A 17,595-nucleotide genomic window follows, 5' to 3' on the forward strand; every position below is an offset into this window, starting at 1 on the left:
TGGCTACCGCGTGACGTCGTTGAGCTGTGTGGATGGCGCTCTGAACGGGCACTGCACCCGTGTGCGGCACTCGCTCGTCGAGGTGGGTGTCCCACTCCTGTAACCGGTGAAATGGATTCGTCCCTGATCGACCTGGCTGCTGTCCGGTTCGCATGTTAATGACGGGTAGCTTTGGTGTGACGCATGGGTACTTGACAGTGCAACTTCCCTGAAGTATATGTGGGTGGACGTTTAGGCGACCTCCGGTGAAAAACGTCCGGAATCTGGCCGTTCGGCCTAGGGCAACTGGGCCAACGGGGCAGGGAATGCGCCCGTTCAGTCCCTTTCAGCCCCTGCGCGGGTGGAGACTCTTGCGCGGCACGGCAGCCGCCGGGTTATTCTCCCGACGCACAACTGGGGAGTGATCGGACGTGCTGACAGGTCATAGCGGGTTGGGTCGTCGCCGACCGTGTCCGGGGATTTAACCCAGCGCTGCCGCTGGAGGGTGTAACGTTTCCCTTGTCCAGACGGATTACGCAGGTAAACCATACCTGCCTGTATTTCGGCGGTTGTCTGCCGCTCACCGAGTCGGTGGCTCCTATGGAAACACGGTGTTGTCGATCCCTGTTCTTCTGACATCGAACTGGTACGGAACAACGCATTGTTGGCGGGATAGCGGGGGGATGCCATGACGGACGCGGATCGCCTACAGGTAGCCATCGTGGGGATCGCGTCGCGGACGCCTGGAGCAGCGGGAACCGAGGAGTTCTGGCAGGTGCTGCGCGGTGGCGTCGACGCGACGCGGGACCGCGACCGGCTCTTCGGTCCCGACCGCGGTGGGTTCGTGGACGGCGTCGAGGAGTTCGACGCCGACTTCTTCCGCATGTCACCACGGGAGGCCGCGGACACCGATCCGCAGCAGCGGCTCGCGCTCGAACTGGCGTGGCAAGGCCTTGAAGACGCGGGCATCGTCGCTGCCGGCACGTCACAGGCGAAGGTCGGCGTGTTCCTGGGTGTCATGGCCGCCGACTACGCGGACCTCGTGGCGATGGCCGGCACCCGCGGCGTCACGCGGCACACGCTGACCGGCGTCCAACGGGCGATGATCGCCAACCGGATCTCCCACACCCTGCGCTTCCACGGTCCGAGCATGACGGTCGACACCGGGCAGTCGTCGTCCCTCGTCGCGGTCCACCTGGCCTGCGAGAGCTTGCGCAACGGCGAAGCGGACATCGCGCTGGCGGGCGGGATCCACCTCAACGTATCGCCGCTCAGCAGCGCCACCGTCGAAGCCGCGGGAGCGCTCTCGCCGTCGGGCAAGTGCTTCGTGTTCGACGAGCGCGCCAACGGGTACGTGCGCGGTGAGGGCGGCGGCGTGGTCGTGCTCAAGCCGCTCACCCGCGCCATCGAGGACGGCGACCGCATCTACGCGGTCATCGAAGGCAGCGCCGTCGGCACCGGCAGCGACGACAGCGGACTGACCGTGCCGAGCGCCACCGCGCAGGCACGCACCATCACCAACGCCCTGGACCACGCGGGAGTCGACCCTGCGGCGGTGCAGTACATCGAACTCCACGGGACCGGCACGCGGGTCGGTGACCCGATCGAGGCCGAGGCGCTGGGCGCGGCCTACGGGCGTTCCCGCACGAGCCCCCTCGTCGTGGGCTCGGTCAAGACGAACATCGGCCACCTCGAAGGCGCCGCCGGCATCGCGGGCCTCATCAAGACCGCGCTGTGCCTCGACCGGCGCGAACTCGTGCCCAGCCTCAACTTCTCGCGGCCGAACCCGCGGATTCCACTGGACGACCTGGGCCTTCGGGTCGTCACCGCCAACGAGCCCTGGCCGTCCGGGGGACGACCCGTCGCGGCGGTGACGTCCCTCGGTATCGGCGGTACGTGCTGCCACGTGGTCCTCACGGCTGCCCCCGCCACGTCCGAAGCCGAGCCGGTCCGGCTCGCGCGCGCCTTGCCGGTGTTGGTGTCCGGCAAGGGTGCCGCGGCGGTGCGGGCGCAGGCAGCGCGGTTGCGCGCGTACCTGGTGGCACACGCCGACTTCGACGTGACCGACGTCGGTTTCTCGGCGGTGACGACGCGCGCTCAGTTCGCTCAGCGTGCCGCGGTGGTCGCCTCGGATCGGGACGGTCTGCTGGCCGGTCTGGACGCTCTCGCCGAGGGTCGACCGGCCGCCGGGGTGTCGCAGGGTTCGCTGGTCGGCGGCAAGTCGGCGTTCCTGTTCACGGGTCAGGGTGCTCAGCGTGCGGGTATGGGCGTGGAGTTGGCGGCTTCGTTCCCGCGTTTCGCCGAGGCTTTGGCCGAGGTGTGTGCGGAGTTGGACCCGAAGCTGGGTCGTTCGCTGAAGGGGTTGTTGGAGGCTGCCGAGGGTTCGTCTGAGGCGTTGTTGTTGAACGACACGGAGTTCACGCAGGCGGCGTTGTTCGCGGTCGAGGTGGCTCTGTTCCGGTTGGTGGAGTCGCTGGGCATGCGTGCCGACTTCCTGATCGGTCATTCGGTGGGGGAGTTGGCTGCTGCGCACGTGGCGGGTGTGCTGTCGCTGGCCGATGCGTGCACGTTGGTGGTGGCGCGTGGTCGGTTGATGGGTGGACTCCCGGCTGGTGGCGGGATGGTGGCGGTTCAGGCGACCGAGGACGAGGTCGTCGGGTCGCTTGCCGGTTTCGAAGGCCGGTTGTCGGTTGCGGCGGTCAATGGTCCGCAGGCTGTGGTGGTGTCCGGTGAGGTCGAGGCGTTGGACGAGTGGTTGCCGCAGTGGGCGCATCGGAAGACGACGCGTCTGCGGGTGAGTCATGCGTTCCACTCGCATCTCATGGATCCGATGTTGGCGGGGTTCCGGGAGGTCGCCGAGGGGCTGACGTTCAGCGAGCCTCGGATTCCGGTTGTGTCGAACGTGACCGGTGGTGTGGTGTCGGCGGAGCTGACCGACCCCGGTTATTGGGTGGACCACGTCCGTGGTGCGGTGCGGTTCACGGATGGTGTCCGCACCCTTCAGGCGCAGGGCGTCACGCGGTTCTTCGAGCTGGGTCCGGACGGTGTGCTGACCGCGATGGCACGGCAGTCGGTGGAGGACGACGCCACCTTCGCTTCGGCGTTGCGGGCACGCCACGAGGAGCCCGAGACGTTCGCGGCTTTCCTGGCCCAGGCGCACATCACCGGCGCCGACGTCGACTGGACCGCCTTCTACGAAGACATGGGCGCACGGCGAGTGGCGTTGCCGACTTACGCCTTCCAGCGCGAGCACTACCGGCTTCCGTCCGGTGTGGGCGCGGGTGACGCCGGCGCGGCCGGGCTGGGCAGGTTCGACCACCCGCTGCTGGCTGCGGCGGTCCGGGTGGGTGACCGGGACGAGTGGTTGTTCACCGGACGGATCTCGTCGGACACCGCGCCCTGGGTGCGCGACCACGCGGTGCTGGGCGTGGTGATCGTCCCCGGCACGGCATTGGTCGAGCTCGCCGCTGCGGCAGGGCGCCACGCGGGCAGCCCGGTGATCGAAGAACTGCGGGCCGAAGCACCGCTGGTCCTGGCGGAGGACGCGCGGCAGTTGCAGGTCGTGGTCGGCGAACCGACCGGCGACGGCCGCCGCCCGGTCGCGATCTACTCCCGGTCCGAGACGTCCGAGGACGACCAGCACTCAGAAACGTGCCACGCGCGGGGAACGCTCGTCGTGGACGGGGCGCCCGTGCCGTCGTGGCTGCCGCTGGAGTGGCCGCCGGTCGACGCCGAACCGATCGCGGTCGACGCCCTGTACGCGCGGCTGACGGAGATCGGCTTCGATCACGGACCGGCCTTCCAAGGCCTGCGGGCCGCGTGGAGCGAGGGCGACGACCTCTACGCCGAGGTCGCGCTGCCCGAAGAGCACGCCGAGAACGCGCCGGAGTTCGGCATCCACCCGGCGCTGTTCGACGCGGTGTTCCACGGCGGACTGGTTCGGACGTCGGCGGCCGAGCTGCCCGCGTCCTGGTCGGGCGTCCGCCTGGGCCGGGGTGGTCTGGCGAGTGCGCGGGCCCGGATCACCCGGACGAGCGGGTCGGCCCTGCGGGTCGACCTCGTCGGTGAGAACGGCGAACTGGTGGCGACCGTGGCGAAGGTCGCGTTCCGCCCGGTCGACCAGGCGCAGCTCACGCCGGCCGGTCAGTCGATCCCGCTGTTCACGGTGGACTGGAACCCCGTGGTCCCGACCCCGCGCAACGGCGTCGATCGGGCCTCCGTCCCGACTCCCGACGTGGTCGTCGCCGTGATCGAGTCGCCGGAGCAGACGGCCGATGTGGCCGTGGCGGCACAGGCGGTCGCCCAGGACGCGCTCGGCTTGATGCAGCGGTGGTTGGCGAGTGAGCCGCCCGCCGCCGCACGGCTCGTTCTCGTGACGCGGCAAGGGATCGCGGTAGGGGACGAAAGCCCCGACCTCGCCCAGGCGCCCGTGCTGGGACTGGTGCGCAGCGCGCAGTCCGAGCACCCAGGCCGGTTCGTGCTCGCCGACCTCGACGCCGACCTCGACGCCGACGCGATCGACTGGGGCTCGTTGGTCGAGCTTGACGAGCCGGTGCTGGCCCTGCGCGAGGGCCGGTGGCTCGCACCGAGGCTGACCCGCGCCGAGGAGCCGAGCGGCCCGCTGCGCCGGCTCGACCCGGACGGGACCGTGCTCGTGACCGGCGGCACCGGTGGCCTCGGCGCTCTGGTGGCACGCCACCTCGCCGGGACCACGCGGCGGTTGGTCCTCGTCAGCAGGCGCGGGTCGGCGGCGGAAGGCGCGAACGCGCTGGTCGCCGAACTCGAAGCGGTCGGTTGCGACGTGCGGGTCGTGGCGTGCGACGTCACCGACCGCGTCCAGCTGGCAGAGCTGATCGGCTCGCTGGAGCACCCGCTGACGGCGGTGGTGCACGCGGCAGGTGTGCTGGACGACGGTGTGGTCGAGTCGCTGACCCCGGAACGGTTGAACCACGTCCTGCGGCCGAAGTTCGCCGCGGCCGTGCACCTGCACGAGCTGACCGCGGGCATGGACTTGTCGGCGTTCGTGCTGTTCTCGTCGGTCTCGGGACTGCTCGGCAGCCCCGGCCAGGCGAACTACGCGGCGGCCAACACCTCGCTGGACGCCCTCGCCGCCGTCCGTCGGGCGGCAGGTCTGCCCGCGACGTCGCTCGCGTGGGGACTGTGGGCGGACCAGGGCATGGCGCGCACGCTCGACGCGGGCAGTGCCGAGCGCTGGGAGCGGAGGGGAGTCCAGGGGCTCGGCGCTGAACTCGGCTTGACGCTGTTCGACGCGGCCCGGCGGCGGGACGCGGCGCTGCTGGTGCCGGTGCGGTTCGACCTCGCCTCACTGCGGGACCAGGCGAAGGCCGGTACGTTGCCCGCGTTGCTGCACGGGCTGGTGCGGGTGCCGGTGCGTCGCGCCGGTGCCGGTGGTTCGTTGGCGCGGCGGCTCGCCGAGCTGCCCGAGGGCGACCGGCCGCGCGTGGTGCTGGAGCTGGTGCAGACGCAGGTCGCCGCGGTGCTGGGCCACACGTCGGCCGCCACCGTCGATCCCGACCGGGCGTTCAAGGAGCTGGGGTTCGACTCGCTCGCCGGTGTCGAGTTGCGCACCCGGTTGATCGAGGCCAGTGGTGTGCGGTTGCCGACGACGCTGGTGTTCGACCACCCGACGTCCGGCGCGGTGGCCCGGTTCCTGCTGGCCGAGGTCGGTGGGGTCGAAGAGGTCACCCGGCCGGTCGCGCGGGTGCGGAGCGCGAAGGCCGACGAGCCGCTGGCGATCGTCGGCATGAGCTGCCGCTACCCCGGCGGTGTCGCCTCGCCCACCGAGCTGTGGCAGCTCGTGTCGGAGGGCCGTGACGCGATCACCGGCCTGCCGGAGGACCGAGGATGGGACCTGGAGCGGCTGTACGACCCGGACCCCGAGAAGCTGGGGACGGTGTACACGCGCGGCGGCGGTTTCGTCGACACCGTCGGTGACTTCGACGCCGGGTTCTTCGGGATCAGCCCGCGTGAGGCGTTGGCCACCGACCCGCAGCAGCGGTTGATGCTGGAAGCCGCGTGGGAGGCGTTCGAGGACGCCGGGATCGACCCCACGACGTTGAAGGGCACGGACACCGGGGTCTTCTGCGGCGTCATGTCCCAGCACGACTACGGCGGCTCGATGCCACCGGAGCTGGAAGGCTTCCGGTTGGCGGGCACCACGTCCAGCGTGGTGTCCGGTCGGGTGGCTTACAGCTTCGGGCTGGAAGGTCCTGCGGTGTCGGTGGACACGGCGTGCTCGTCGTCGTTGGTGGCGCTGCACCTGGCGTCCCAGGCGTTGCGGTCGGGGGAGTGCTCGCTGGCGCTGGTCGGCGGCGTCACCGTCCTTTCCGGACCGTTCCTGTTGACGGAGTTCAGCCGGCAGCGCGGTCTGGCGCCGGACGGGCGGTGCAAGTCGTACGCGGCGGCGGCCGACGGGACCGGGTTCTCGGACGGTCTCGGCCTGCTGGTGCTGGAGAAGTTGTCGGACGCCCGCCGCAACGGCCACCGGGTCCTCGGTGTGGTGCGCGGCAGCGCGGTCAACCAGGACGGCGCGAGCAACGGTCTCACCGCGCCGAACGGCCCGTCTCAGGTCCGCGTGATCCGGCAGGCGCTCGCCAACGCGGGTCTGACGCCCGCCGACGTGGACGCGGTGGAGGGCCACGGGACCGGCACCCGGTTGGGTGACCCGATCGAGGCCCAGGCGCTGCTCGCGACCTATGGCAGTGAACGAGACAACGGTCCGCTGCGGCTGGGGTCGCTGAAGTCGAACATCGGGCACACGTCGGCCGCGGCCGGTGTCGCCGGTGTGATCAAGATGGTGATGGCGATGCGGAACGGGGTGCTGCCGCGGACGCTGAACGTGGACGCGCCCTCACCGCACGTCGACTGGAGCGCCGGGCAGATCAGGCTGCTCACCGAATCCGAGCCGTGGCAGGCGTCGCCCCGCCCGCGCCGGGCCGGCGTGTCGTCGTTCGGGATCAGCGGCACGAACGCCCACGTGATCATCGAAGAGGCGCCGCCCACCGAGGAACCGGTCCGGGACGACCGCGCGCCGGTGGCGATCCCGCTGCTGGTGTCGGCGAAGAGCGAGGTCGCGTTGCGGGCCCAGGCCGACCGCCTGCGTGCCCACCTGCTCGCACGGCCGGAGCTGGAGCTGTTGGACGTCGCCTTCACGGCGGCCACCCAGCGGGCGCAGCTGGATCGGCGTGCGGCCGTCGTGGCCTCCGACCGGGACGGTCTGCTGGCAGGGCTCTCGGCCCTGGCGGACGGCGGTCCGGGCGCGGGCGTCTTCGACGGCGCGCCGATGCCGGGCAAGTCGGCGTTCCTGTTCACGGGCCAGGGCGCCCAGCATCCACGGATGGGCGTCGAGCTGGCGTCGGCGTCCCCGCGTTTCGCCGAGGCGCTGGACGAGGTCTGCGCGGAGCTGGACCCGAGGCTCGGCCGGTCGTTGAAGGAGCTGCTGGAGGCTCCCGAAGGCTCGCCTGAGGCGGCTCTGCTCAACGAGACGGAGTTCACGCAGGCGTCGCTGTTCGCGATCGAGGTCGCCCTGTTCCGGTTGGTCGAGTCGCTCGGTGTGCGCGCCGACTTCCTGATCGGGCACTCGGTCGGCGAGCTGGCGGCGGCCCACGTCGCCGGCGTGCTGTCGCTGGCGGACGCGTGTGAGCTGGTGGTGGCGCGTGGCCGGTTGATGGGCGCGCTTCCGGCCGGTGGCGGCATGGCGGCTGTCCAGGCGACCGAGGAAGAGGTCGTCCCGTCGCTGAAGGCGTTCGCGGATCGCCTCTCGATCGCGGCGGTCAACGGACCGCAAGCCGTGGTGGTGTCCGGTGGTCTGGACGCGTTGGACGAGTGGTTGCCGCAGTGGGCGCACCGCAAGACCACGCGTCTGCGGGTGAGCCACGCGTTCCACTCGCACCTGATGGAGCCGATGCTGGCGGAGTTCCGCCAGGTCGCCGAGGGCTTGACGTTCAACGAGCCGCAGATCCCGATCGTGTCGAACGTGAGCGGCAAGCCGGTGTCGTCGGAGCTGATCGACCCCGGCTACTGGGTCGACCACGTCCGGCAGCCGGTGCGGTTCATGGACGGCGTGCGGGTGCTCGAGCAGTTCGGGGTGACCCGGTTCTTCGAGCTCGGCCCGGACGGCGTGCTCACCGCGATGGCACGCCAGTCGCTGGACGTGGACCACGTCGTATTCGCGCCGGCGATGCGCGCCCGGCACGCCGAGCCCGAGACGTTCGCGGCCTTCCTGGCGCAGGCGCACGTCGCCGGCGCGGTCGTGGACTGGTCCGCGTTCTACGCCGGTTCGGGAGCCCTCCCGGTTGCGTTGCCGACATACGCCTTCCAGCGCGAGCGCTACTGGCTCTCGCCCAGCACGGGGTCCAGCGACCCGGCCGGCGCGGGCCTCGGTCGGATGGACCACCCGGTGCTGTCCGCCGCGGTCGCGGTCGGCGACCGGGACGAGTGGCTGTTCACCGGGCGGATGTCGCAGGACACCGTGCCGTGGGTGCGCGACCACGTGGTGGCGGGCGTCGTGCTCGCGCCGGGGACCGCCCTGGTCGAACTGGCGTTGACGGCGGGCAGGCACGCGGGCTGCCCGGTGCTGGACGAGCTGGTGCTGGAGGCGCCGCTGGTCCTCCAGGGCCGTGCGGCGGTCCAGGTGCAGGTCACGGTCGCGGAGCAGGACGAGGACGGTCGCCGTGCGGTCGCCGTCTACTCGCGTCCGGAAGCCGCCGAGGAGAACGGCGAGGCCACCTGCCACGCCCGTGGCGTGCTCGCCGCGGACACCGGGCCGCCGGCCCCGTTCCCCGCGCAGTGGCCGCCGGCGGGCGCCGAGCCGATCGCGGTGGACGAGCTGTACGCGACGCTCGCCGAGGCGGGCTACGACTACGGCCCCACGTTCCAAGGGGTGCGGGCCGCTTGGCGCGTCGGCGACGAGGTCTACGCGGACGTCGCGCTGACCGATGACCAGGTCGACGCCGCGGGCGGCTTCGGCATCCACCCGGCCCTGTTCGACGCCACGCTGCACGGCGGCTTGGGCAAGCTCGACGCGGGCGACGGGTCGTCCACCCAGCTGCCGTTCTCGTGGTCCGGGGTGCGCATCGAGGAGACCGGGCGCAGCCGGGCACGGGTGCGCATCGCGTCGGCCGGCGAGTCCGGTCTCCGCATCGACCTGGCCGGTGACCGGGGTGAGTCGGTGGCCGGTGTCGAACGGCTCGCGTTCCGGCCGGTGGAGCAGTCGAAGCTGGCCGGTGCGCGGAAGGCCGGGCACGACTCGCTGTTCGCGGTCACCTGGGTACCCGTCACGGACACCACGCCCACCGGGGTCGGGCGGATCGTGGTCCTGGGCGACCTGGCCGCGCCGGGCGAGCGTTTCGCCGACCTGGACGCACTGGACCAGGCCCTCGCGGGTGGTCGCCCCGCTCCCGAAGCGGTCATCGTCGCGATCCGGGACAGCACGGCCGCCGACGCCGCGCAGGCCGTGCGGGACGTCGCCACCGGCACGCTGCGGCTCGTGCAGCGCTGGCTGGCGAGCGAACGGCTGGCCGACGCACGGCTGGTCGTGGTGACCCGCAACGCCGTCGACACCGGTGACGAGGTGCCGGACCTGGCCCAGTCGTCGGTGTGGGGCCTCCTGCGCACCGCGCAGTCCGAGCACCCCGACCGGTTCTCGCTGGTGGACGTCGACGACCCGGACGGCGACATCGCCTGGAGTTCCCTCGTCACGGGCCAAGAGCCGCAGGTGGCGGTGCGCGCGGGACGTGCGCTCGCGCCCCGGCTCACCCGCGCCGCAGCCCCGTCGGTGCCGCCCGGGACCGCCTGGCAGCTGTCGATCGACCGGAAGGGCTCCCTCGAAGACCTCACCATCACCCCCTCGGGCGCCGACCGGCCGCTGGAGCCGGGTGAGGTGCGCTTCAAGGTGCGCGCCGCCGGCCTCAACTTCCGGGACGTGCTGATCGCGCTCGGCACCTACCCCGGTGACGCGCCGCTGGGCAGCGAGGCCGCCGGTGTGGTGCTCGACACCGGCCCCGGCGTCACCGACCTCAAGCCCGGCGACCGGGTGATGGGCCTGGTGCCGAACGGGTTCGGGTCGAAGGCGGTCGCCGACCGGCGGATGATCGTGCCGATGCCCGCCGGCTGGTCGTTCGCCGACGCGGCGTCCGTGCCGCTGGTGTTCCTGACCGCCTACTACGCCCTGTTCGACCTGGCCGGGCTCAAGCGCGGCGAGCGGCTGCTCGTGCACGCCGCCGCCGGTGGCGTGGGCATGGCGGCGATGCAGCTGGCCCGGCACGTCGGGGCGGAGGCCTACGCGACGGCCGGCCCGGCGAAGCGGAACGCGTTGCGCCGCCTCGGGATCTCCGACAACCACATCGCCTCCTCGCGTGACCTCGCGTTCCGCGACGAGTTCCGCGAGTCCACCGACGGCGAGGGCGTCGACGTGGTGCTGAACGCGCTGACCGGCGAGTTCGTCGACGCCTCGCTGGACCTGCTGCCGCGCGGGGGCAGGTTCATCGAGATGGGCAAGGCCGACATCCGCGCGGCCGACCAGGTCGCCGAGGACCACCCGGGCGTCGAGTACCAGGCCTTCGACCTGTTCGAGGCGGGACCGGACCGCATCCAGGAGGTGCTGCGGGAACTCGTCGCGATGTTCGAGCAGGGCCTGCTGGAGCTGTCGCCGATCCGGACGTGGGACGTGCGGAACGCCGCGGAGGCGTTCCGGTTCCTGCGGGAGGGCGCCAACACCGGCAAGGTGGTGCTGACCGTCCCGACGTCGCCGAAGCCCGACGGCACCGTGCTGATCACCGGCGGCACCGGTGGCCTGGGCGCCGTGTTCGCCCGGCACCTCGCCACCCGGCACGGGCTCAAGCACCTGCTCCTGGTCAGCCGGCGCGGCATGGCCGCGGACGGCGTGCCGGAGCTGGTCGCCGAGCTGACCGCGCTGGGCGCCGAGCCGCGCGTCGCCGCCTGCGACGTGTCGGACCGCGGGCAGCTGGCGGAGCTGATCGGCTCGCTGGAGCGCCCGCTGACGGTGGTGATCCACGCGGCCGGTGTGCTGGACGACGGCGTGATCGAAACCCTGACGCCGGAGCAGTTCGACAAGGTGCTGCGGCCCAAGGTGGACGCGGCGCTGCACCTGCACGAGCTGACCGCCGGGATGGACCTGTCCGCGTTCCTCCTGTTCTCCTCGGTCGCCGCCCTGATCGGCAGCCCCGGTCAGGCGAACTACGCGGCGGCCAACGCCACGCTGGACGCCCTCGCCGCGAGGCGTCGCGCGGCCGGCCTGCCCGCCAGGTCCTTCGCCTGGGGCCTGTGGGCGGAAGAGCGCAGCATGGGCGGCACGCTGGACGAAGGCAGCGTGGCGCGGTGGGCCAGGATGGGCATCGGGACGCTGTCCAACGAGCTGGGTGTCGAGCTGTTCGACGCCTCCCGGCTCGCCGACACGGCGCTGTCGGTGCCGGTGCGGCTCGACCTCGGCGCGCTGCGGGCACAGGCACGGTCCGGCACGTTGCCCGCGTTGCTGCGGGGACTCGTGCGGATGCCCAAGCGGCATGCGGAGGCCGGCCGCACGTCATTGGCGCAGCGGTTGGCGAGCGTGCCGGAGAACGACCGCGAGTCGTTCGTGCTGGAACTGGTGCAGGCGCAGGCCGCCGCGGTCCTCGGTCACCCGTCCCCGGCCGCCATCGACGCCGGCCGGACGTTCAAGCAGCTCGGGCTGGACTCGCTGGCGGCGGTGGAGCTGCGCAACCGGCTCACCCAGGCCACCGGGCTGCGGCTGCCCACCACCCTCATCTTCGACCACCCGACCCCCGTCGCGGTGTCCCGTCTCGTGCTGACCCAGGTCGGCGGCAACGCGGAGAAGAGCGGTTCACCGCTGGAAGCGGAACTGCGGAAGATCGAGGCACTGCTGAACGCGGTGGCCGGTGACGCGGAGCAACTCGCCGCGTCCGAGTCACGCCTGCGGTCCCTGAGCAACCGCCTGAGGTCCGTCCTCGGCGGGATGACGAGCACTCGCGCCAAGCCGGACGCCGGGGCTGACGAAGACCTCTACGAGGTGTCCGACGACGACATCTTCGAGCTGATCGACAAGGAGATCGGATCGGCATGACCCAGGCCACGGACGATCCGCGCGGTGGCGGCACGATGACTGACGAGCAGAAGCTCCGCCTGTACCTGCGCAAGGTGACCGGCGAACTGCGCACCGCCAACCGGCGGGTGCGCGAGCTGGAGGACCGCGACGTCGAGCCGCTGGCGATCGTGGGGATGAGCTGCCGGTACCCCGGTGGTGTGACCTCACCGGACGACCTGTGGCAGCTGGTCGACGAAGGCCGTGACGCCGTGTCCGGGCTCCCCGAGGACCGGGGCTGGGACCTGGAGCGCCTGTACGACCCGGACCCGGAACGGCCCGGCACGCTCTACATGCGCAGCGGCAGCTTCCTGCGGGACATCGGCGATTTCGACGCCGGGTTCTTCGGGATCAGCCCGCGTGAGGCGTTGGCCACCGACCCGCAGCAGCGGTTGATGCTGGAAGCGGCGTGGGAGGCGTTCGAGGACGCCGGGATCGACCCGACGTCGTTGCGCGGCTCGGACACCGGCGTGTTCTGCGGCGTCATGACGATGGAGTACGGCGCGCCGACGCCGGAGGTGGAGGGCTTCCGCCTGACCGGCACGACGAACAGCGTGGTGTCCGGTCGGGTGGCTTACAGCTTCGGGCTGGAAGGTCCTGCGGTGTCGGTGGACACGGCGTGCTCGTCGTCGTTGGTGGCGCTGCACCTGGCGTCCCAGGCGTTGCGGTCGGGGGAGTGCTCGCTGGCGCTGGTCGGCGGCGTCACCGTCATGGCCGAGCCGTTCGTGCTGACGGAGTTCAGCCGGCAGCGCGGTCTGGCGCCGGACGGGCGGTGCAAGTCGTACGCGGCGGCGGCGAACGGGACCGGGTTCTCCGACGGTCTCGGCCTGCTGGTGCTGGAGAAGTTGTCGGACGCCCGCCGCAACGGCCACCGGGTCCTCGGTGTGGTGCGCGGCAGCGCGGTCAACCAGGACGGCGCGAGCAATGGTCTGACCGCGCCGAACGGTCCGTCGCAGGAACGGGTGATCCGTCAGGCGTTGTCGAACGCCGGGTTGTCGCCCGCGGACGTCGACGCGGTGGAGGGCCACGGCACGGGCACCCGGTTGGGTGACCCGATCGAGGCCCAGGCGCTGCTGGCCACCTACGGCAGTGAACGGGACAACGGTCCGCTGCGGTTGGGGTCGATCAAGTCGAACATCGGGCACACGTCGGCCGCGGCCGGTGTGGGCGGCGTGATCAAGATGGTCATGGCGATGCGGCACGGGGTGCTGCCGCGCACGCTGCACGTGGACGCGCCGACGCCGCACGTCGACTGGGACTCCGGTCAGGTGTCGCTGCTGACGGAGCCCTCGCCGTGGCCCGCGTCGACCCGACCCAGGCGTGCGGGTGTGTCGTCGTTCGGGGTCAGCGGCACGAACGCGCACGTCATCATCGAAGAGCCGCCCGCCGAGGAACCCGCAGAGGATGCCGGCGCGTCCCGCAGCCTTCCCGCGGTGCCGGTGCTGGTGTCGGCGAAGAGCGACGTGGCGTTGCGCGCGCAGGCGGATCGCCTGCGCGCCCACCTGCTCACCCAGCCGGAGCTGACGCCGTTGGACGTGGCGTTCACGGCGGCCACCGCGCGGGCCCGGCTCGACCTCAGCGCGGCGGTCGTCGCCTCGGATCGGGACGGTCTGCTGGAGGGGCTGTCGGCGCTGGCCGAGGGGCGACCAGGCGTGCAGCAGGGGGCGTACGTCGGCGGCAAGTCGGCGTTCCTGTTCACGGGTCAGGGTGCTCAGCGTGCGGGTATGGGCGTGGAGTTGGCGGCTTCGTTCCCGCGTTTCGCCGAGGCTTTGGCCGAGGTGTGTGCGGAGTTGGACCCGAAGTTGGGTCGGTCGTTGAAGGGGTTGTTGGAGGCTCCCGAGGGTTCGTCTGAGGCTGCTCTGCTGAACGACACGGAGTTCACGCAGGCGGCGTTGTTCGCGGTAGAGGTGGCTCTGTTCCGGTTGGTGGAGTCGCTGGGTGTGCGTGCCGACTTCCTGATCGGTCATTCGGTGGGGGAGTTGGCTGCGGCGCACGTGGCGGGTGTGCTGTCGCTGGCCGATGCGTGCACGTTGGTGGTGGCGCGTGGTCGGTTGATGGGTGGACTCCCGGCTGGTGGCGGGATGGTGGCGGTGCAGGCGACCGAGGACGAGGTCGTCGGGTCGCTTGCCGGTTTCGAAGCCCGGTTGTCGGTCGCGGCGGTCAACGGACCGCAAGCCGTGGTGGTGTCCGGTGGTCTGGACGCGTTGGACGAGTGGTTGCCGCAGTGGGCGCACCGCAAGACCACGCGTCTGCGGGTGAGCCACGCGTTCCACTCGCACCTGATGGATCCGATGCTGGCGGAGTTCCGCCAGGTCGCGGAGGGCCTGACGTTCACCGCGCCTCGCATCCCGGTCGTGTCGAACGTGACCGGCAAGCCGGTGTCGTCGGAGCTGACCGACCCCGGCTACTGGGTCGACCACGTCCGGCAGCCGGTGCGGTTCATGAACGGCGTCCGCACCCTCCAAGCCGAGGGCGTGACGAAGTTCTTGGAGCTCGGACCGGACGGCGTGCTCACCGCGATGGCCCGCCAGTCGCTGGACGACGACGACCTCGTGTTCGCCTCGACGATGCGCGCCCGGCACGCCGAGTCGGAGACGTTCGCCGGTTTCCTGGCCCAGGCGCACATCGCCGGCGCCTCGATCGACTGGCAGTCGTTCTACGCGGACACGGGCGCCCGGCGCGTCGAGTTGCCGACCTACGCGTTCCAGCGTGAGCGCTACTTCCTCCCGTCCAGTGCCGGCGCGACCGATCCCGCCTCGGCGGGTCTCGGCAGGCTGGAGCACCCGGTGCTCGCGGCGGCGGTGCCGGTCGGCGACCGCGACGAGTGGGTGTTCGCCGGGCGCATGTCGCAGGACTCCGTGCCGTGGGTGCGCGACCACGTCGTGCTGGGCATGGTGATCGTGCCGGGCGCCGCCCTGGTCGAGCTGGCCCTGGCCGCCGGCCGCCAGACGGGCAACCAGGGGCTGGAGGAACTGGTCCTGGAGGCGCCGCTGGTCCTGCCGGACAACGCGGCGGTCCAGGTGCAGGTCACCGTCGGCGAGCAGGACCAGGACGGCCGGCGCGACGTCGCGATCTACTCGCGCCCGGAAACCGGTGACCAACGCGGCGCCGTCTGCCACGCGCGCGGAACGCTCGCCGCGGACGCCGAGGCCACCGTGCCGTCGTGGCTCCCGGTCGAGTGGCCGCCCGCAGGCGCCGAACCGATCGCGGTGGACGGGCTGTACGCGCGCCTGGCCGAGATCGGCTACGACTACGGCCCGATGTTCCAAGGCCTGCGGTCCGCCTGGCGGTCCGGCGATGAGGTCTTCACCGAGGTCGTCCTCCCCGAGGGCACCGGCGGGGCGGGGTTCGACCTGCACCCGGCGCTGTTCGACGCGGCGCTGCACGGCGTGCTGCTGGACCTGGAGCTGGGCGCACCGGTCGGGCTGCCATTCTCGTGGTCGGGCGTGCGTCCCGGCCTGGTCGGTGGCACGCGGGTGCGGGTCCGGATCGCCCCGGCGGGCGACTCGGCGCTGCGCATCGACATCACGTCCGAGCTCGGCGAGTCCGTGGCGTCGGTCGACGCCTTCGTCGTCCGCCCGGTGGACCCGGCACAGCTCGAAGGCACGCGGCGCGGTCCGACATCCCTGTTCGAGGTGACGTGGACGCCCGTCACGCCCGCGAGCCGCAACGGTGACGGCCCCGTCCGCATCGCGGTCCTCGGCGGAGACGACTACGCCGACCTGGACGCGCTGGAAGCAGCCCTGGACACCGGCGCGCAGGCGCCGGAACTGGTCGTCGCGCGGATCGAGGCGGCGGCGGGCGAGCTCGTTGCGGCGGCTCACGGGGTCGCCCGCGACACGCTGGCACTGGTGCAGCGGTGGCTCGCCGACCCGTTGTCGGCGGAGATGAAGCTCGCCGTGGTCACCCGGCACGGCATCGCGGTCGGCGACGATGCCCCCGACCTCGCGCTGGCACCGGTGTGGGGTCTGCTGCGCAGTGCGCAGTCCGAGCACCCGGACCGGTTCCTGCTCGTGGACGTCGACACTGCCGACGGCCCGGACTGGGACGCGGTGGCAGGCCTGGACGAGCCGCAGGTGGCGGTGCGCGAGGGACGCGTGCTCGTGCCGAGGCTGATCCCGGCGGGTGAGCCCGCCGAACCGCTGTCGGCGCTGGACCCGGACGGGACGGTCCTGATCACCGGTGGCACCGGCGGCCTGGGTCCGGTGTTCGCGAAGCACCTGGTCTCCCGGCACGGTGTGCAGCACCTGGTGCTGGTGAGCCGGCGTGGCCCGGCCGCCGAAGGTGCGTCCGAGCTGGTCGCCGAACTGGACGCGCTCGGCGCGCGTGCGGTGGTCGCGGCGTGCGACGTGACCGATCGCGGCCAGGTGGCCGACCTGATCGGGTCGTTGGACCACCCGCTGACGGCGGTGGTGCACGCGGCCGGTGTGCTGGACGACGGCGTGGTCGACTCGCTCACCCCGCAGCAGTTGGAGCGCGTGATGCGGCCGAAGGTCGACGCCGCGCTGCACCTGCACGAGCTGACCGAGGGCATGGACCTGGCGGCGTTCGTGCTGTTCTCCTCGATCACCGGCCTGGTCGGCACCCCCGGGCAGGGCAACTACGCGGCGGCGAACACGTTCCTGGACGCGCTCGCGGCCCGGCGGCGATCGGCGGGACTGGCGGCCAGTTCCCTGGCCTGGGGCCTGTGGGGCGAGGCCGGCATGGCGGGCACGCTGGACGACGCCGAGATCGCGCGGCTCGCGCGGACCGGCGTGGAACCGCTGTCCACCGACCTGGGGCTGGAGCTGTTCGACCACTCCCGGCGGCTCGACACGGCGCTGCTCGCGCCGGTGCGCCTCGACCTCGGTGCGCTGAGGGTGCGGGCACGGACGGGCACGCTTCCGGCGTTGCTGCGCGGACTGGTCCGCGTGCCCGCTCGCCGCGTCGAGCAGCACGTGTCGCTGGCACAGAGACTCGCGGGCGTGCAGCCGGCCGAACGGGAAGCGGTCGTGCTCCAGTTCGTGCGGGCGCAGGTCGCGGCCATCCTCGGCCACCCGTCACCCGACAGCGTCCAGCCCGAACGCGCGTTCAAGGACCTCGGGTTCGACTCGCTGTCCGCGGTGGAACTGCGCAACCGGCTCAACCAGGCAGGTGGCGTCCGGCTGCCCGCCACCCTGGTCTTCGACCACCCGACATCGGCGTCGGTCGCACAACTGCTCCTGTCCGAGATCGACGGTGACGCACCGGAAGCGCCCGTCGAGCAGGAGCTCACGAAGCTCGAAGGCATGATCGCCACGATCGGGAACGCGGAGAAGGAGCGGGTGGCCGGACGGCTGCGCGTGCTCCTCGCCGCGCTCACCGACGGTCCTCAGCTCGCGACCGAGCGGATCGAAGCGGCGACCACGATGGACGAGGTTTTCCAGCTGATCGACGCGGAGTTCGGCGCGTCATGACGAGTGCGACCGCAAGCCCGGATCGCCCGAGGGACATGGCTATGAGCGGTGGAGAAACCGACC

At 71.9% G+C, this 17,595-nt stretch carries 1 protein-coding gene and 2 pseudogenes; all 3 read left to right on the top strand.

Annotation, left to right across the window (positions count from 1 at the left end; genetic code table 11):
- Positions 1 to 667: 667 nt before the first annotated feature.
- Positions 668 to 12,079, top strand: coding sequence for an SDR family NAD(P)-dependent oxidoreductase (locus tag ACRAKI_RS15155; protein WP_447007721.1), 11,412 nt, complete (start codon positions 668 to 670; stop codon positions 12,077 to 12,079).
- Positions 12,080 to 12,153: 74 nt separating this feature from the next.
- Positions 12,154 to 15,180: pseudogene (locus ACRAKI_RS15160) on the top strand (type I polyketide synthase); the annotation flags it as partial.
- Positions 15,181 to 15,282: 102 nt separating this feature from the next.
- A pseudogene (locus ACRAKI_RS15165) lies at positions 15,283 to 17,532 on the top strand (SDR family NAD(P)-dependent oxidoreductase); the annotation flags it as partial.
- Between the last annotated feature and the right edge of the window lie 63 nt (positions 17,533 to 17,595).

The sequence above is a fragment of the Saccharothrix isguenensis genome (genome assembly GCF_052936305.1).